Source organism: Streptomyces sp. NPDC001480 (assembly GCF_042894725.1).
Classification (GTDB): domain Bacteria; phylum Actinomycetota; class Actinomycetes; order Streptomycetales; family Streptomycetaceae; genus Streptomyces.
In genome coordinates, this window is record NZ_JBIAVX010000023.1 from 91,867 (window position 1) to 108,111 (window position 16,245).

Here is a 16,245-nt window from a genome sequence, read left to right on the forward strand (position 1 = left end):
CTCATGATTTCGACTGATTGATCTTGTGTTCAGCCCGCGGAGCGATAGGCGACGCCCACCCGGTTGGCCGTCGCACCGTGGTAAAGGCCGGTCCCGTCGCCGTGGTCGGTGGAGAGGGTGAACCACGCGTAGCGCCGGACGTAGTCCAGGTGCTGGAGCATGGCCGTCGACTTCTTCACGAATGCGGCCTGTTGCGCCTTGGACGGATAGCGCGGGGTGCCGGGCGAGAAGTCGATCAGGGCGTATTCGGTGAGCCAGATCGGCTTCTTGTAGCGCTTGTGCACGGCCTCGAGATAGCTGCGCAACTGCCCCGTCGCGCGCTGGGCGTCGAAGTCCGCGCCGTACCAGTGCAGGGGGATGAAGTCGACCTGGTAGTGGCGGGCGGCGGCGCCCTTCATGAACCGGTCCAGCCAGCCGCCGGCGACATCGCCGCCGGTGGCCACGGCGGGGGCGCCGAGCCGCAGACCGGTCGACTGGATTCGGGGCCACAGGTCGAGTGCCTGCTTCACGGTCATGTGGGCCTGATCCGACCTGTCGGGCTCGTTGAAGCCGAGCAGGTTCTTGCCCTGCTTCTTGGCCAGGCCGAGCTCCTTGTTCGTCACCGAGCCTGCGTCATGGATCATGGGCACGAACTCGACACCGCGCGGCGGCTTGATTCCTCCCTTGCCCGACGACCAGGTGTAGAACCAGCCGGAGTTCGAGTCGGCGAGCGCCTTGGTGACGCCGTCGAACTTCCAGGCGCTGATGCCCTTCTTCTCCGCCGCGGAGGTGGCGGCAACGGAATGGCCGCCGGCCGCGAACGCAGTGGGCGCGGCGCTCTGGCTGCCGGCCACGAGCACGGCCGAGAGCAGGAACGGCAGGGCGAGGACGCGTACCTTCCGCATGATGCCTCCCTCAGCAGCTGAGGTGCGCGCCGGCGCCGACGTGGAGCATCTTGGTGAACTTCTTGTACTTGGCGACCCGGTCCTTCATCTCGGCCGGGTTGCCGCCGTTGCACTCGATGGCGCCGTTGATGCTGCGGATGGTCTCGCCGAAGCCGCCGCTCTTGACCATCGCGTGGTGGGGCGTCATGGTGCCGGGGCCGTACTGGGTCATCCAGTACCAGAGGGCGAGCTTCCAGGTCACGACGGGGTTCGTCGCCGCGAGGTTCGGGTGGTTCAGCAGGTCGATGTGGACCGCGTCGCCGGCCGCCTTGTAGTTGTAGTTCCAGCTGATCTGGAGCGGGCCGCGGCCGTGGTAAGCGGACTGGCCGGCCGGGCAACCGTAGGGCTCTTGCTGGCAGTAGGTCGGCCAGTTGGCCTTGTTCTGCTCGTTGATGTAGATCAGCCCGCTGGTCTCGTGGCTGACGTTCGCGAGGAAGGCCGCGGCCTCACGCTTCTTGGTCTTGGCGTCGCCGGTGTGCGCGAAGGCCGGGAATGCCTTCATCGCCTTGACCAGGCCCTCGTAGGTGTAGAGCTTCTTGTGGTGCGGGAACATCTTGTTGTACTGAGCCTTGCTGACGACGAATCCACCGCTTTGCTCTGCGGCGGACGCCGTGTTGGTGCTCAGATCGACCGCGCAGATCGCTATCAATGCGGCGGTGAGCACGGCGTAGACGGCACGTAGCCTTCGCATAAGGGAAACTCCTTGGAGTAAGAGCGGGTTGCCCATCGGAACCCGGATACGAAGCTACCGGCCGCCGCCCGGAGAAAGGGCTCAGAAATTGCTTCGGGAACGGCAGTTGTTGCTCGCAGTTGTTGCTCAGGGAGTTCGAGCGCGACAACCGCGTGCGGAACAGACGAGCATATAATCCGGAGTGTCTGTCGCCATCCTCGCGATCGGGCGCCGACGTTCTCCTGGAGGGGATTCATGCGACCGGTCATCAACCGTGCAGGACACGACTTCGAGACCGAAGCCCTGGTCATACGCACGGACTACTCGGACGACGAGGCGTGGCGAGCGGTCGTGGCGATCCTCGATCAGTCCGACGGCGAGTTCGAAGTCCGCCACCATCTGGTGGACGACCGTGCCTATGCGGGAGCGAGCACGGACGAAATGGCCTTCTCCGCTGTGGCCGCCGACCCGGACTCGAAGTGGTGTTCCTGGCCGACGCCGCCACGATGACCGGCGACCACAGCCTCCTCGCAGTCTCCACCAGACCCGAGGAGCTGGAAGAACGGCGAGGACAAGTTCCTGCGCTGGTGACGGAGAGCAATAGCGCCCAGTTTTGAAGCAATCTAGGTGCGCTGTACCAGAACGTCGCCGGATAGCTTGAGTTACCACTTTCGATTCCTGTCTTGATTAGGGAGAACTCTTGCCTCCGCGGCGCCAGTCTCCACGCCCGCGGCCCCCAGTGCCGCCGCGATGCAGAAGGCAGTCGTCAAGCTGACCAACGCCGAACGCAGGAGGGCCGGTTGCTCGGCACTCCAAATCAGGCCCGCCCTGCACGTGGCCGCGCAGCGCCACACGGCGGACATGGCGGAAAACCACTACGTCGGGCACACCGGCTCCAGCGGCTGCACCATGGTGGACCGGGTCGAGGCAGCCGGCTACACCGGCTGGAGCTCACTAGCGGAGAACGTCGCGGCCGGTCAGGTCACCGACGCCGGCGTGGTCAAGACGTGGATGAAGTCGCCGGGCCACCGGGCGAACATCCTCGACTGCTCGCTCAAGCACATAGGCGTCGGCTACGTGAAGGCGTCCGGCTCGGTGGGTGGCCCGTACGGGACGCAGGACTTCGGCGCGAAATTCTGAACCCATGCCTCTGAACCGACGTGCCTGAGCCGTCGCGTCTGAACCGAATATGAGCCGGCCGCCCCGCGGGAGTATTCGCGGGGCGGCCGACTCGTGGAGCAGGGGGTCATGGGGTCATGGGATCACCAGAACGTCACGACGAAGCCCTTGCACTTGGCGCACTGCCGCATCGTCTTGTTGCCGGTCTCCTGGTCCTGCTTGGACCAGGCGTAGGCCTTGGGGCAGTGCTTCTTGATGGCATCGCTGTAGGCGGAGGTGGCATCCCGGTTCGGGTTCACGCACAGCACTGTCTTCCCGGCGGAGTTGTGCTGCCGGTCGGCCTTCGGGCAGTAACGCAGCAGGTTCTTCCGGCAGCCCTGCTGCGAGCACGAGCCGTTCTTGGTGACCTTCTCGGCTCCCTTGGGCGCGATGGTGACGGGGAGTGAGAAGGCGTTGACGTGGCTGACGTCGTACCAGGGCGCCTTCGTGTCCTTCTTGTCGAAGTTGAACTCGGCGAGGCTGACCGGCTGTTCGCCCGTCTCGCAGCGCTGGGCGAATACTCCGCAGTCGCCGATGGCGCAGTGGAACGTGCTTCCCGACTTGCCCGAACATCCCTGGCGGGCGAAGAACTTGCCGCGCCAGTGGTGGGGAGCCTTGTCCTCCGGGATGGTCACGGTCGCCGACTGCCCGGGTTTGAGCACGGGCAGCGACTTCAGGTTCTTCGAATCTCCGTCGGGCTCGTCCTTGTTGACGGTGCTGCCGATCCACAGCTTCTTGCCGGACCGGTTGACGAACGTCACCGTGTGGGCGCCGGCGGCCGCACTCGCCTCGGGTGCGGCGACGGTGGTAGCGGCGGGCACGGTGCGGGAATCGTCGGCCAGGGCGGCATGCGCGGCTCCGGCGGACGCGACGGCCGGCATGAGACACAGCACGGCCGCGAGAAGCAACTCACGTAATCTCTTCACCTGGTACTCCCTCGGTGGTCGCTTGCTGCACGCAAGAGCGGGTGTCTCAGAACGGGGTCAGCGTCAGGTGCAGGTGCTGGGGGCTGGGATCCTCGATGTAGGAGGCCCAGTCGGCGACGTCGTCGAAGGCGAAGCCGTAGGCCTTGCCGTTGCTGGTCGCGGCGTGGATGGCCTTGGCATAGTGGTTGGTGACGGCGGTGTCGTAGAAGGTGGCCGCGCGGGTGGTGGGCTGCTTGCTGTGGCTCAGCAGCGTCGAGCGGTTGAACGCGGCGCCCAGGGCGGCGGCGACGGGGCCGGTGATCCCGTCGTTGGGGGCGGCGAGCGCCCCGTCGCAGAAGAGCACGTCACGGGTGGAGGGCTTGGCGAAGGAGACCTGCGCGGGGCCGCTGAAGGTGAGCTGCTGGTTCCTGACCCGGCCGGTGAATGTGCCCGCGTTCGTCCTGACGACGAGGTTCTTGTTCTGGTAGGTGTGCCAGACCTTGTCGATGTAGTCGTCGAAGTAGTGCTGGGGGAACCGGCCGGCGTCGAGGCCGTGGCTCGGGGCGATGACGCGCCGGTCGGCTATGACGAGGTGCTTGAAGTCCGGGTGGTTCCTCAGAGCGTTGAAGACCTTCACGCGGCTGCCGGCGGGCAGCCGGCCGGTGCTGTGGTTCTTCGCTCCGTTCAGCCCGATCATCATCGGAACGCTGAACATGTCCACCATGGTGGTGTTGCAGTGCATGCCGGACGCGTCGTGGGTGAACTCCACGAAGTCGTGCAGCACGGAGAAGTTGGGGTCGGACTCCACCCAGCCGGCCGGTTGCTGAAGACCGATCTTGCCGTCGGCGCCCCTGACGGCCTTGAACTTCAGCTTGTGGCCGAGGGCCACGTAGATGCGTCCGGACATCTGCGGCAGTCGCAGCTTGGTCGCGCCGTGGGCGGTCAGCGGGATGGAGTAGTCGGCGAAGCCGCCCGCGTGGTTGTCGGAGAGCTTGACGGGGGCCAGGGTGCCCCGCCGGGTGAGCCGTACCTGCCGGTCTCCCTTGCTGCCCACGACGTACAGGTGGACCTTGCCGTTGGCGAACTTGCCGCTGCTGTTGACGACCGTGAGCGGCAGCCCCCCTCGCGCGGCCCCGGCGGCCGGGTCGGCGCCGTCGGAGTCGGCGAAGGCGCGCGGGGCGGCGGAGACGATCGCGGATCCGGCCAGGGCACCCGCCATCGAGGCGAGCGCTCTGCGGCGGGTGGGCGGGTGGGCGTCGGACGAGAACATGCGGAAATTCCTCTCTCCAGTGCTGTGTGTGACGGAACACGGGTGGGGAACGGGCGCGCTCGGACGCCCGCCCACGCGGTGCCCTGGCCGCGGCGGGCGGCCAGGGCACCGCGGGGGAGCCCTGCTACGGGTGTCCGGCGCTCCAGCAGCCGTCGCCGTGGCAGTTCTTCAGCCCGGTCAGCGCGTCGTGCAGCTTCGCGAGGCGGGCCTGGCTCAGCTGTCCGGCGATGTTGTGCAGCTCGTCGGGGTCGGTGCTCAGGTCGTAGTACTCCTTCGCGCCGCTGTCGTACTCGACGTAGGTGTAGGAGTTGGTGCGCATGGCGTGGTAGTTCGGTGGGCTGACGCTCTCGGTGCCGTGGTTGTCCGGGTCGTCATGAGCCGGCTCGGCGTGGCGGTGCTCGATCAGGTTGGCCGTGCGCCAGCCCGCGTCCGAGCCGCCGTCCAGGAGGGGGAGCATGCTGTGCCCGTCCACCTTGGACGACACCGCGGCGCCGCCGATCCTCTCGAAGGTGGGCGCGAAGTCGATGTTCGACACCTGGGCGTGGCTCGTCCGTCCGGCCGCGACACCGGGTCCTGCGATCACCAGCGGCACGCGGACGTCGGTGTCGAAGGCCGTCTGCTTGCCCGCCTTGAGCCGGTACTCACCGAGGTGGAAGCCGTTGTCGGAGCTGAAGACGACGTAGGTGTTGTCGGCGACGTGGGCGCTGGTCAGGCTCTGGCGCAGCTTGCCGAGCATCTTGTCGACCGCCTGGAGCGACTGTGCGCGCTTGCGGAACTTCTTGTCGATCGCGGTCTTCTCGCTCTGGGTCAACGGGTTCTGCCGGGCCAGCCACGGCGGCGCGTTGGTCGGGAGCTTGTCGAAGGCGGGGCCCTGCGGCGCCTTCAGGCCGGGGAAGTCCTCCTTGTCCCGGGGGGCCGGCGTGGACGGACCGTGCGGTGCGAAGAGGGCGAGCTCCAGCATGAACGGCTTGTTCGCCGCCGCGGACTTCTTGATGAAGGACTGGCCTTTCTTGCTGAGGACGTCGGTCAGATAGTCCTTGTTCTTGTCGCCGTGCGGTTCCATCTTGTGGTTGTGGGCGAGCTTGTAGTTGTACTCCCGGTAGCCGTTGCCGACGACGTCCCACTGGCTCCAGCCCTGCGGTACGTACGGCTGCTGGCCGTCGACCGTGGACTTGGGGTCGTAACCGTTGAGGTACTTGCCCATCATCGCGGTGCGGTAGCCCTTGGCCTTCAGGGCGGCGGCGAAGGTGTCCTTCTCCAGGCCGTTGTCGTGGAAGGCCTTGAAGCCGCCGTTGGACCCTGCCGTGTTGCTGAGGACGCCGGTGTTGTGCGGGTACTCACCGGTGAAGATGGACGAACGGGACGGGCAGCAGAGCGAGTTGCTGACCACGAAGTCGCTGAACGACGTGCCCTGTGACTGGAGCTTCTGCACCTCGGGCATGTACTGGAGCAGGTTTGTGGACATGTCGTCGGTGAGTACGAAGACGATGTTCGGTTTGGCCGCCGCCGTGGCCGCGGCCTGCTTCACGGTGGGGGCGGTGGCGTGGGCTGTCGCCGCGCTCATTCCGCTCTGAGCGGCGAACACCATCGCCGCCAAGCCGGCTGTAAGTGTCAGCAATTGACGAGTGCGAATCATGCTGGGAGCGTGGCAGCAGGAAACCGCCCCGGTCAATATCAGATTGTCTCCCGCTGAATTATTCCGTGCTCAGGCCAATTAATCCGGACCAGTCGCCTTGCGGCAGCCTCTGATTCCCCTGCACTCTGTACACGGCACCTGCATCGAGAGCCGTGGAACCGGACGAGAGGAAACCGGGCGTTGGAGGTAACCAGCGGGGTGGGGAGCAAAGCATGGAACTCCCTGCAAGTGTGGAAGCAAACGTTCAAGAAGGGCGTCCACACGTTCCATCTGCCGTCGTCTTCAGGAATCAAACTGAATGCCCATCTGAGCGGGCTTCTGGAAATACGCGAAGGTCACGGCACACGGACAGGGAAAGAGGCGTTCCCACTTCCTGACGACGTGTGCATCATTCCCCCGGGGCTGAGCCGGACGCTGGTCGTGGCACCGACCGGTGAGGAGCCCGTGACGATCGCCACCCTCACCCTCCCGGTCGACACGCTGCGCCGGTTCATCACCGAGGAGGACCTGCGGTCACGCGTCCCATATCTGTGGGATCCGCACCCGGTGACGCGGTTCGACCCGTTCCTCGCGGCCATGGTGAAGGCGGTGGCGGCCGCGAGCGAGGTCGGCGCTGACGACCTGTACGCGCAATCGGCGGCGCAGTTCATCGCCGCCCACCTGCTCGCGCCGCACTCGTCCGGTTCGGGCAGGACACCCGGTCTGCTGAGCTCAGGGCAGCTCGAGACAATTCTGTCCTATATGCGGGCCAACCTCGAACGACCGGTCTCGGTCGCCGACCTGGCGTCCCTGGTCTCCTTCAGCCGTTTCCACTTCGTACGCTGTTTCAAGGCCACCACCGGATTCACCCCGTACCGCTATCTCACCGAACTCCGGATCGACCTGGCCCGCAAGTATCTCGAGACCGGCGACGACACCATCGCCCGCATAGGACGGCGCTGCGGATTCTCTGGTTCCGAGCACTTCTCGCGGAGCTTCCGCCGCATCATGGGATGCACGCCGTCGCAGTACCGGACGAGGCGCACCTGCGGTCTCGGGCAGAGCCTGCCCGTGCTTTGATCGGTCTCCTCCGGGCAAGTTCGTTCGACGCGGTGAAACCGAGGTGTGCATGGCAGACAAGGCCGGGCGGGTGCTGGTGGTCGACGACGACGCGGCGATACGGCGGTCACTGGCACGGGGGCTGAGGCTGAGCGGATTCACGGTGACGGTCGCGGAGGGCGGTCACACCGGTCTGGCGGAGGCCCGCGTCGGCCGCCCCGACATCGTCGTCCTGGACGTCAGCATGCCCGATCTCAGCGGCATCGACGTGTGCCGGGCCCTGCGCGACGACGGCGACGACGTACCCGTGCTGATGCTCTCCGCACTGGACGAGACGGCCGACCGGGTGGCGGGCCTACAGGCGGGCGGGGACGACTACCTGGTCAAGCCGTTCGCACTCCAGGAGTTGGTCCTGCGGCTGCACGCCCTGCTGCGCCGCCGCCCGCCAGCCGCCACCGCCCCCCTCCGCGTCGGCGGCCTCGTCCTCGACCCGCCCGCCCACCAGGCCGTTCTGGACGACCGGCCACTACAACTGACCCGGCGCGAGTTCGCGCTGCTGGAGATCCTGGCCCGCAACGCGGGCATCGTGCTCACCCGCGAGCAACTGCTGGACTGGGTCTGGGGATACGACTTCCAGGTCCGCAGTGACGCCGTCGACACCTTCGTCAGCTATCTGCGGCGCAAGCTGGAGGCAGGCGGCCGGCCCCGGATGGTGCACACCGTGCGCGGGGTCGGTTTCGTCCTGCGCGCGGACCGCCAGACCCCGCACATCGAGGGCACGCCGTGAAACTGTCCACTCGTATCGCGCTCGCGGTCGGCGTGAGCGTGCCCGTGCTGGTCCTCGCTTCCGGCTGGCTGCTGCTGCACCTGGTCAGCAGCGACCTGCGCACGCACCAGAACGACCAACTACGCGCCCGGGCGACGGTCGTCGCCCAGAACGCCAAGGCGTATCTGGACGTGGCCGGGACCGACCACCCGCTCCTGAAGCAGGTCCGCCGACGCCGGCTGATCAACTCCGCCCGGGATGTGGGCGTCCGGCTGAAGGGGCCGCAGGACACGATCTCGGCCGGCCCGCAGCCCGAGCCGAACCCCACGCTGCCCCGCAACGCCCCGACGCCCGTCACCGTGACCTCCGGCGGCCAGGACTGGCTCGTCCTGTCACTGCCCGTCGGTGCCGCGGCGCAAGAGAGCAACACCCCGAATCTGTGGCTGCTGTCACCGGACACGGCCGAGGACGAACTGGCGCTGGTGCGCCAACGGGTACTGACCGGTGCGCTGGTGGCCGCCGCACTGGCCGGTGCCACCGCCTGGGCCATCGCCGCCCGGGCGGTTCTTCCGCTACGGCGGCTTCAGCGGCGTACCAGTGGACTGGACCCCAGGACCAGCACCGTACGCCTGGAGCACACACCGACCCGGGTCACCGAGGTGGACGACCTGGCGTACACGGTGCAGACCGTGCTCGCCCGCTATGACGAGCAGGTCGCGCGCACCGGGGAGGCGCTGGCCACCGCCCGCGCGTTCGCCGCGACCGCCTCCCACGAGCTGCGCACCCCGCTGATGAGCATGCGCACCAACCTCGACATCCTCACCGACCACCCCGGTCTCGACCCCGAGGACCGGGCGGAGGTGCTCGGGGACCTCGGGCGCGAACACACCCGGCTGCTCGGGCTGCTGGTGATGCTGAAGGCGCTCGCACAGGGCGACCTGATCGAGGCGGACGCGTTCTCGCCACTGGACCTCGGGGAGCTCGTGGAGGCGTCGGTCTCCGACCTGCGGCGCACCCGCCCCGACGCCGAAGTGTCCGTACGCACCACTGCGGGGGTGCGTGTCGACGGCTGGGAGCAGGGTCTGCGCTCGGCGGTGGACAACCTGCTGACCAACGCCTGGACCCACGGCCGCGCCGAAGACGGCGTCGCCCGCATCGAGGTGACCCTGCGCCCGCCGCTCGGTGGGCGTGAGGCGACCGCGGTGCTCGTGGTGGACGACCACGGCCGCGGCATCCCTCCCGAAAGCCGCGAGGAGATCTTCCAGCGTTTCCACCGCGGCCCCGACAGCCCCGGCTCCGGCCTGGGCCTCACCCTGGTCGCCCAGCAAGCCGCCCTCCACGGCGGCCACATCACCGTGTCGGACCGCCCTGACGGCCGGCCCGGCACACGCTTCGAGCTCCACCTGCCGGCGACGGGCGTCCAGGACATGGAGTACACCCTGCCGCTGCTGCACCGCGACTGGCTGACCCGAACCCCCGAACAGGCCCCGCCAAGCCTGTTCACCAAGCGCACCTAGGTTCACGTTCCGCTAGGGTCGATATCCGCTTTCCTCCCTGTCGAATTATTCCCCGCCAGTGCCAATTAATCCGGCGGCGGTCGCCTTGCGGCTGTCGCCGGTACGCCCGCGTTCTGACCTGGCGTCCCTGTCTCCTTCCGAACTTCGCAGCGGCCTCGCATGCAATTGACTCTCTGTGATGCGGATGCAAAGGAGCTGGCATGAGTACTGAATTGCGAGAAACTCCCGCGGCCGCCTGCGACGAGGAGTTGGTGGAGCGGGCCCGCACTGCGGCACCGGCGTTGGCGGCGAACGCCGCACGGACGGAGCATGATCTGCGTCCGGCCGCGCATTCCCTGGCGGCGGTACGGCGGGCCGGACTGTTCGCGATGGGCGTCCCGCGCGATGCCGGTAGGCCGGGGCCGGGCCGTGTTCGCGGAGATGGAGGAGTCGGAGGTCGACCTGGAGCGGTTCCGGTCTTGGGTGGCAAAGATCGAGGCCTGGGACTATTTCGGTGCCTCGCTGGGCAAGCAGGTGCGGGCCGAACTGGGCCGGGCGGCCTCGGCTTTGGCCGCGTTCGAAGCTGCCGCTCTGGCGCGTGAGGATGCGGGCGGGCCGACCCGGTGAGCGTTTGCGGACCTCACCTCACCCCTGGGGGATCTCGGTGGGCTGTCCTGCCAGTCGGCATACGACGGCGAGTCCGTCGGGGGTGCCGGGCCAGTGCCGGTCGAGGGCGTCGGTGCCGACTTGCCGGATGACGGTCCGCAGCATGAGCGCGACGGCGCTGGCGTCGTCCGCGTAGCCGAGGACCGGGATGAAGTCGGGGACCAGGTCGATGGGCAGGGCCAGGTAGCCGACCAGGATCCACAGCAGCCAGCGGGTGCGGCGCGGGAGGGCGCGGTCGCGGGCGAGCCGGGAGACCAGACGCAGCAGGTCGGGCAGGAGCCGGACCGACTCGGTGAGCAGGTTGCCCTTGGGGCGGGCGATCAGGAGGGTGGCCAGCAGCACCAGCCGGCACAGCAGCAGGCCGAGGGCGATCCTGATCAGGTTCTGCCATATCCCGCTCATCCTCCGCCTTGTGGAAGCGTTCGGGGATGAGCAGAACGTAGCGGCCCCAGCCGTGCACGAGGGTCCGTCTACGTTGTCCCCTGCGACGGCCGCGGCGAAGGCGAGGCCCGGCGTAGATCCCGGCGGCGATGAGGATCATCTCGCCCGGGGCCGGGACGCCGAAGTCCTCCACGAAGTCCACGGAGCCGACAGCCCAGTAGCCGTAATGGCCGAGCAACGGGGCGAGGAGGGCCAGCGGGCCCGGCAGGGGCGGCGCCATACCTGCACCGTACGCCGCGCCCCGGCGCCCGCGTGCTGCTCAGCAGGGCAGGTCGAGGATGACGGCGCTCCCGTGCCCGGTGTTCTCGGCGCGTGCGGTGCCGCCGTGGGCGCTGGCCACCGCGTGCACGAAGGCGAGTCCCAGGCCTGAGCCCTCGCTGGTGCGGCTGGCCTCGGCGCGGGCGAACCGGTCGAAGGCACGGGGCAGGACACCGAGGTCCAACGCCTGATCGAGCGCGCACGTCCAGGGCCGGCGACGGCGCTGGAAGGTCCGCACCCGCCTGTACGCGGAGGACGGCCTGTGCCGGGTGGAGGTGAAGAGGAAGGACGGCCGCGGCGCCACGGTCAAGCACGCACTGCAGGGCCCTGCCGCCGCATACGGCGCACTGGATGCACAGGCCGCGGCCTTCGTGAACGAGGTCCTCGAGCGATCCGGCGCCCCCGTCACGACTGCGGAGCTGGCCAGGTGCCGCCCGGTAACCCGGCAGCAAGTCCTGGAGGCACTGCGCCGGCGGGTCCCAGCCTGCATCCACTGCCGACCAGACACAGCACTCGGCATCCTCAACCAACTCAGGGCCGGCCGCCGGGCGACCGGGCGCTCGGCGCCAGGGCCCCGGGTGCCGGTGGGGAAGGGATCGCCGCATGACATGGTCCTTGCCCGAGCCGATGCTGACCGCGGCCGCGGTCAGCCCCGACCTGCCGCTTCAGCCCGTACGGGATCAGCCACTCAGGCGGAGGCGGCCCGCTTCTCCTCTCCCCGGCGCCGCTCGGCTTCGCGTCGTTCCTCATCGGCGATCACCGGTCGATGACCCGCAGCTGCCGGACGGCCTGCTGCTCCACGACGCGCCGGGCGAAGCGCAGCGCCTCCAGACGCGAGAGCGGCTGCTCACCACTCATCTGCTGCTCCCGGCTGCCGTGTCTCCATTTGGCACAAATTCGAACAAGCGCTCCAATTGAAATATGCACCGAGTCGACTACCTCACCGACACCAAGGAGCGCATCCTGCGCTGCATCCGCCAGCACATCGCGGATCACGGCCAAGCGCCGACGATGCAGCAGATCGGGGCCGCCGTCTGCATGCGGAGCAGGGCCTCGGTGCACTACCAGCTCATCGAGCTCGACGCGAAGGCCGCGATCGTCCGCGAGCCGGGACGGCCCAGAGGGATCCGCCTCGCATGAGCAGTCCCGGCCGCTATCACCTTCTGCTCGTTTCGGGTGGCCGGCCGGTGCAGCACGGCTGGTGGACTCTCTCGGAGGTGGCGTGGGACAAGTTCCGACGTTGGGTCGGCGAGTACGGCAGCATGCCCGGCGCCCGCATCACTCTCACCGACCAGGACACCGGTGAGGTGCTGGCTTCCTGGCCGGATCAGGGGTAGGCCGGGGCGGCTACTCGCCGGCTGGGTCTTCCTGGGTGTGCCGGACGGTTTTCTTCACGGCCTGCTCAAGCTGCTTTCGGTGGCTTCGGCGTACGTGGTGATGGCCGCCTGTACCGTCGCGGAGGCCTCGCGCCAGCGGCGCCACTGGGCGTCGGACTCGTCACCGGTGAGGCCCGCGAGCTTCGCGCGTTCTTCCTCGGTTCAGTTGCCTGCTTGTCGGATGTGGGTGGTCAGTCCGGGGGTGACGAGGGTGAGCCAGCGGGCGCGGGCTGCGGCTGGCTGGTCGGTGGGGGCAGTGGAGAACAGCAGGTAGATGTCACTGACGGTGACGTCGGGGTGGATGTCGCCGTCGGCCTGGCCGGCTCGGATGACGGCGGCGACAGCGGCACCGGCGCGGTCCTCGTCAACGCGGTCGCCCGGCTCCGCGCCGAGGGTCTGGGCGGCGGCCTTCACGGCACGGTCGGTCACGGACGCCTCGACGACGCGGCCGAGGAAGGCGGTCAGTTCGTCCGCGGCACGGGCCCCGGCTTCGATGCGGCCGAGCACGCTCTCGGCGTCGTCGGCGACACGGGCGACGTAGGCGGCGACGACCGCCGCGACCAGGTCCGTCTTGGTGGGGAAATGCCGGTAGAGGGTTCCCACGGCCACACCCGCCGCGGCGGCGATCTCGTCCATCCCGACCTCGGGGCCGTGCGCGGTGATCTGCTCACTGGCGGCGGCAAGGATCTTCTTCCGGTTGCGGACCGCGTCGGCACGCGGCGCCCTGGCTGGGGTCACGAGAGCTTCTGCCCTTCCACTTGCATCAAGATGAACCTTGGTTCAGCATAGATGATGAACCTTCGTTCATCTTATTTCGTGAGGACTTCGCCATGCCCGCCAAAACCGCCCTCGTCACCGGTGCCTCCTCCGGTATCGGTGAGGCCACCGCCCTCAAGCTCCACGACCTCGGCTACACCGTCTACGGGGCCGCCCGCCGCACTGACCGCCTCCAGGACCTCGCCGAACGCGGCATCCACCCGCTGGCGATGGACGTCACCGACGACGACTCCATGCGCGCCGGCATCGGCCGCATCGTCGCCGAGACCGGCCGCATCGACGTGCTGGTCAACAACGCCGGCTACGGCTCCTATGGCGCCATCGAGGACGTCTCCATGGACGAGGCCCGCCGCCAGTTCGAGGTCAACGTGTTCGGTGCCATGCGCCTGGCCCAGCTCGCCCTGCCGCACATGCGCGCCCAGCACTCCGGCAAGATCGTCAACATCACCTCCATGGGCGGCAAGATCTACACCCCGCTCGGCGGCTGGTACCACGGCACCAAGTTCGCCCTCGAAGCCCTCAGCGACTGCCTGCGCCTGGAGGCCAAGCCCTTCAACATCGACGTCGTCGTCATCGAGCCCGGCGGCATCGCCACCGAGTGGGGTGCCATCGCCGCCGACCAGCTGGAGAAGTCCTCCACCGCCGGCGCCTACGCCAAGCAGGCCGACGCCGTGGCCTCCTCCCTGCGCTCCGAGGCCAACACCAAGCGCAACTCCCCGCCCCAGGTCATCGCCGACATGATCGGCAAGGCCGTCAACGCCCGCCGCCCCAAGACCCGCTACGCCACCGGCTTCGGCGCCCGCCCCCTCATCGCCCTGCGCCGCATCGTGTCCGACCGCACCTTCGACACCGTCATCTCCCGCGCCGTCGCAATGCCCCGCTGAACCGTCCGCGAGGCGCCGGTCGGGGAGCGCATCACGGCCCGCAATGCCCTGGCTAATACTCCAGTGCGGTTTCGTGATCATCCGTGGATTCACTGGCGGTCCGTCGTCGGTAGTGGCTGCGTCGGGCTGTGGCTTGATGGCGTCCGCGCCAGTCGGACCAGCGCAGCAGTCTGTTCGTGGTCACGGCGGGGTTGAAGACGGCGGTGAGTAGGTGGCGGATTTCTGGGACGGTCAGTGTGATCGGCTCGAAGCTGTGGGCTGGGTCGTGCGCGTCGCTGGGTCGTTCGGGCGCCGCGTCGGCGGCGAGGGCGGTCAGGAAGGCCAGGGCGAGCATGGCGAGCGTGATGTGCCGGTGCCATGAGGTCCAGTGCCTGACCTGGTAGTGGTCGAGTCCGACCTGGCCCTTTGCGGCCTGGAAGCACTCCTCGACGCTCCAGCGGATGCCGGCGACGCGGACCAGTTCGGACAGGGGCACTTCGGTGGGTGACCAGCACAGGTAGAAGGCGAGTTCGTCGGTGGACCGGTTGCGTCGGACGAGCAGGTGCCGGTGGTTGCCGGTGCCGATGTGGATCCAGGCCCAGTCGTAATACCGGGGGCCTTTCGCGCCGTTTCCGGCGCTGTGCCGCTGCCAGGCTGTGGCGGGCAGGCGGCTGGCAACGGTATCCGCGCGGACGGGAGTGCGGCCGTGGTTGATCCTCACCCGCGCCGAGCAGGCGACGGCCAGGACATAACCGACGCCGCGCGCCTCAAAAGTGGCGCGGAGCTGGGGATCCTGGCCGTAAGCCTCGTCGCCGGTCACCCAGGACGCGGCGGTCCCGGCGTCCAGCGCGGCCTCGATCATCTCTCCGGCCGGACGGGGCTTGGTGGCGAACTGCACCGTCTCGGGTATTCCGGCAGCCTTGCGGCGTTCCAGATCATGGGACCAGGAGTGTTCGGGGAGGTAGAGCCGTCGGTCGATCAGGGCCCGTCCCCGGTTGGTGGTCAGGGCGAGGAACACGCCGACCTGGGCGTTTTCGATGCGTCCTGCGGTACCGGTGTACTGCCGCTGTACCCCAGCTGAGGACCGGCCCTTCTTCAGGAAGCCAGTTTCGTCGACGACGAGAACGCCGCCGGCGCCGAGGTGTTCGGCGGCCTAGTCACGCAGGTCGTCGCGGACGGCATCGGCGTCCCAGCGGGCGCAGCGCAGCAGACGCTGCATTGGCCCGGGCCGCATAAGACCTGTCTGCTCGGCCAACTGCCAGCAATTTTTCCACTCGACGCCCGACAGCAGTCCGAGCAGGTACGCGCGGGCCGCGGCCCGGGGCTCAACCCGTCTGAACCGGCCCGCGATCCGGGCCGTGACCTCGTCGAACATCGTCCGCCACCGGGCAGGGTCTACGCTGTGGCCCGCGGCCACCGCACGGCCTTCAGGAGTCCACACAACCCCTGATGATCACGCGGTGACCGTTCCTGCTGCGGGTGGGCAGCGTTTACTCGTCGTAGTACTCGCAGTCGTCGCCCTGGACCCGCGCCCCCAGCACCCCAGCGATCTCCCGCATCTTCTTGAGAAGGAGTTCATCCGGGTGCTTCACCACGATCTGCCCCTCTCCCCAGTCCAACCAGGCACCGTGAGTGTCCCGTTCGGGGTGGGTGACCATCTGGGCCAGCCACTCGTGCCGATATTCCAACACCGTGTCCTGGCCTCGCGGAGAAACCCGGGCCACCTGAACCATCTCCAGCTCCGGGTCGGCAGCGACCACCGCCGCCCACTCTTGCGTGGTGATCTGCTCGCCCTCATCCTCCCACCACGGCGTACGCCGGGTGATGTGCACGTCATAGCCCATGCCCGGCACAGTAAGGGGCGCCACTGACACCACCGACGTGATCACGAAGCCACACTGGAGTACTACTGATCTTTTCGTAAGTTCGGTTGGTGTGGTGGGTGGATGGTCAGGCCGATATGGGCGAGGAATGACCATGGAAGTCGGGGGTTGGCGTTGAT

General features: G+C 68.2%; 19 protein-coding genes and 1 pseudogene. 10 read left to right on the forward strand and 10 right to left on the reverse strand.

From position 1 onward, the window contains the following. Nucleotides 1-29: 29 nt before the first annotated feature. Nucleotides 30-884, reverse strand: coding sequence for a glycoside hydrolase family protein (locus tag ACFY01_RS40055; RefSeq protein WP_390740708.1), 855 nt, complete (start codon nt 882-884; stop codon nt 30-32). Between the two features lie 10 nt (nt 885-894). Further along, nucleotides 895-1,614, reverse strand: coding sequence for a chitinase (locus tag ACFY01_RS40060; protein WP_390740709.1), 720 nt, complete (start codon nt 1,612-1,614; stop codon nt 895-897). A gap of 234 nt (nt 1,615-1,848) precedes the next feature. Between ACFY01_RS40060 and ACFY01_RS40065 the strand changes: the two genes are divergently transcribed. Together ACFY01_RS40065 and ACFY01_RS40070 are read left to right on the forward strand one after the other, a co-directional pair. After that, complete coding sequence (locus tag ACFY01_RS40065) at nt 1,849-2,103, forward strand: DUF6924 domain-containing protein (RefSeq protein ID WP_390740710.1); 255 nt, start codon at nt 1,849-1,851, stop codon at nt 2,101-2,103. A gap of 240 nt (nt 2,104-2,343) precedes the next feature. Further along, nucleotides 2,344-2,733, forward strand: a complete 390-nt coding sequence (locus ACFY01_RS40070; RefSeq protein ID WP_390740711.1) for a CAP domain-containing protein — start codon at nt 2,344-2,346, stop codon at nt 2,731-2,733. Between the two features lie 122 nt (nt 2,734-2,855). On the opposite strand, the gene ACFY01_RS40075 is transcribed toward ACFY01_RS40070, so the two are convergent. The 3 genes from ACFY01_RS40075 to ACFY01_RS40085 all read right to left on the reverse strand — a co-directional run bounded on the left by ACFY01_RS40075 (nt 2,856) and on the right by ACFY01_RS40085 (nt 6,490). Then, nucleotides 2,856-3,677, reverse strand: a complete 822-nt coding sequence (locus tag ACFY01_RS40075) for a thaumatin family protein (protein WP_390740712.1) — start codon at nt 3,675-3,677, stop codon at nt 2,856-2,858. 46 nt (nt 3,678-3,723) lie between these two features. Next, nucleotides 3,724-4,926 (reverse strand): beta-1,3-glucanase family protein, encoded by a 1,203-nt coding sequence (locus ACFY01_RS40080; RefSeq protein ID WP_390740713.1) that lies wholly within the window; start codon nt 4,924-4,926, stop codon nt 3,724-3,726. A 124-nt stretch (nt 4,927-5,050) separates the two neighbouring features. Then, nucleotides 5,051-6,490, reverse strand: a complete 1,440-nt coding sequence (locus ACFY01_RS40085; protein ID WP_390740714.1) for a sulfatase — start codon at nt 6,488-6,490, stop codon at nt 5,051-5,053. 300 nt (nt 6,491-6,790) lie between these two features. On the opposite strand from ACFY01_RS40085, the gene ACFY01_RS40090 reads away from it, so the two are divergent. The 4 genes from ACFY01_RS40090 (at nt 6,791) to ACFY01_RS40105 (ending at nt 10,489) form a co-directional block, all read left to right on the forward strand. After that, nucleotides 6,791-7,621, forward strand: a complete 831-nt coding sequence (locus ACFY01_RS40090; protein ID WP_390740715.1) for a helix-turn-helix domain-containing protein — start codon at nt 6,791-6,793, stop codon at nt 7,619-7,621. A 49-nt stretch (nt 7,622-7,670) separates the two neighbouring features. Next, a complete protein-coding gene (locus ACFY01_RS40095) occupies nt 7,671-8,387 on the forward strand; it encodes a response regulator transcription factor (RefSeq protein WP_390740716.1) in 717 nt (238 codons plus the stop codon). Next, nucleotides 8,384-9,883: a sensor histidine kinase gene (locus tag ACFY01_RS40100; protein ID WP_390740717.1), complete on the forward strand. Its 1,500-nt coding sequence runs from the start codon at nt 8,384-8,386 to the stop codon at nt 9,881-9,883. Before ACFY01_RS40095 ends, ACFY01_RS40100 begins: the two co-directional genes overlap by 4 nt. A gap of 408 nt (nt 9,884-10,291) precedes the next feature. Continuing rightward, nucleotides 10,292-10,489 (forward strand): Chromate resistance protein ChrB, encoded by a 198-nt coding sequence (locus ACFY01_RS40105; protein WP_390740718.1) that lies wholly within the window; start codon nt 10,292-10,294, stop codon nt 10,487-10,489. An 18-nt stretch (nt 10,490-10,507) separates the two neighbouring features. Here the strand turns inward: ACFY01_RS40105 and ACFY01_RS40110 are convergent, their stop codons facing one another. Further along, entirely contained in the window at nt 10,508-10,930 is a 423-nt protein-coding gene (locus ACFY01_RS40110) for a YkvA family protein (RefSeq protein ID WP_390740719.1), read from the reverse strand. 298 nt (nt 10,931-11,228) lie between these two features. Beyond that, complete coding sequence (locus tag ACFY01_RS40115) at nt 11,229-11,531, reverse strand: sensor histidine kinase (protein WP_390740727.1); 303 nt, start codon at nt 11,529-11,531, stop codon at nt 11,229-11,231. A 67-nt stretch (nt 11,532-11,598) separates the two neighbouring features. Between ACFY01_RS40115 and ACFY01_RS40120 the strand changes: the two genes are divergently transcribed. From ACFY01_RS40120 to ACFY01_RS40130, 3 genes are all read left to right on the forward strand, one after another. Next, entirely contained in the window at nt 11,599-11,997 is a 399-nt protein-coding gene (locus ACFY01_RS40120; RefSeq protein ID WP_390740720.1) for a DUF6233 domain-containing protein, read from the forward strand. Nucleotides 11,998-12,148: 151 nt separating this feature from the next. Beyond that, entirely contained in the window at nt 12,149-12,367 is a 219-nt protein-coding gene (locus ACFY01_RS40125) for a hypothetical protein (protein WP_390740721.1), read from the forward strand. Then, nucleotides 12,364-12,564: a hypothetical protein gene (locus tag ACFY01_RS40130; RefSeq protein ID WP_390740722.1), complete on the forward strand. Its 201-nt coding sequence runs from the start codon at nt 12,364-12,366 to the stop codon at nt 12,562-12,564. The genes ACFY01_RS40125 and ACFY01_RS40130 overlap by 4 nt, the downstream gene beginning before the upstream one ends. 201 nt (nt 12,565-12,765) lie before the next feature. Here the strand turns inward: ACFY01_RS40130 and ACFY01_RS40135 are convergent, their stop codons facing one another. Beyond that, nucleotides 12,766-13,341, reverse strand: a complete 576-nt coding sequence (locus ACFY01_RS40135) for a TetR/AcrR family transcriptional regulator (protein WP_390740723.1) — start codon at nt 13,339-13,341, stop codon at nt 12,766-12,768. Between the two features lie 92 nt (nt 13,342-13,433). Here ACFY01_RS40135 and ACFY01_RS40140 point away from each other — a divergent pair, with 92 nt between their 5' ends. Then, complete coding sequence (locus ACFY01_RS40140; RefSeq protein WP_390740724.1) at nt 13,434-14,264, forward strand: oxidoreductase; 831 nt, start codon at nt 13,434-13,436, stop codon at nt 14,262-14,264. Between the two features lie 89 nt (nt 14,265-14,353). Here ACFY01_RS40140 and ACFY01_RS40145 read toward each other — a convergent pair. Then, nucleotides 14,354-15,618: pseudogene (locus tag ACFY01_RS40145) on the reverse strand (IS701 family transposase). A 115-nt stretch (nt 15,619-15,733) separates the two neighbouring features. Next, on the reverse strand, nt 15,734-16,087 hold the full coding sequence (locus ACFY01_RS40150) for a hypothetical protein (RefSeq protein WP_390740725.1): 354 nt from the start codon (nt 16,085-16,087) through the stop codon (nt 15,734-15,736). Between the last annotated feature and the right edge of the window lie 158 nt (nt 16,088-16,245).

Coding starts and splice junctions, on each gene's coding strand:
- ACFY01_RS40055 (WP_390740708.1), bottom strand. CDS start 884: ATGCGGAAGGTACGCGTCCTCGCCCTGCCGTTCCTGCTCTCGGCCGTG.
- ACFY01_RS40060 (WP_390740709.1), bottom strand. CDS start 1,614: ATGCGAAGGCTACGTGCCGTCTACGCCGTGCTCACCGCCGCATTGATA.
- ACFY01_RS40065 (WP_390740710.1), top strand. CDS start 1,849: ATGCGACCGGTCATCAACCGTGCAGGACACGACTTCGAGACCGAAGCC.
- ACFY01_RS40070 (WP_390740711.1), top strand. CDS start 2,344: ATGCAGAAGGCAGTCGTCAAGCTGACCAACGCCGAACGCAGGAGGGCC.
- ACFY01_RS40080 (WP_390740713.1), bottom strand. CDS start 4,926: ATGTTCTCGTCCGACGCCCACCCGCCCACCCGCCGCAGAGCGCTCGCC.
- ACFY01_RS40085 (WP_390740714.1), bottom strand. CDS start 6,490: ATGAGCGCGGCGACAGCCCACGCCACCGCCCCCACCGTGAAGCAGGCC.
- ACFY01_RS40095 (WP_390740716.1), top strand. CDS start 7,671: ATGGCAGACAAGGCCGGGCGGGTGCTGGTGGTCGACGACGACGCGGCG.
- ACFY01_RS40110 (WP_390740719.1), bottom strand. CDS start 10,930: ATGAGCGGGATATGGCAGAACCTGATCAGGATCGCCCTCGGCCTGCTG.
- ACFY01_RS40125 (WP_390740721.1), top strand. CDS start 12,149: ATGCACCGAGTCGACTACCTCACCGACACCAAGGAGCGCATCCTGCGC.
- ACFY01_RS40130 (WP_390740722.1), top strand. CDS start 12,364: ATGAGCAGTCCCGGCCGCTATCACCTTCTGCTCGTTTCGGGTGGCCGG.
- ACFY01_RS40140 (WP_390740724.1), top strand. CDS start 13,434: ATGCCCGCCAAAACCGCCCTCGTCACCGGTGCCTCCTCCGGTATCGGT.
- ACFY01_RS40150 (WP_390740725.1), bottom strand. CDS start 16,087: ATGGGCTATGACGTGCACATCACCCGGCGTACGCCGTGGTGGGAGGAT.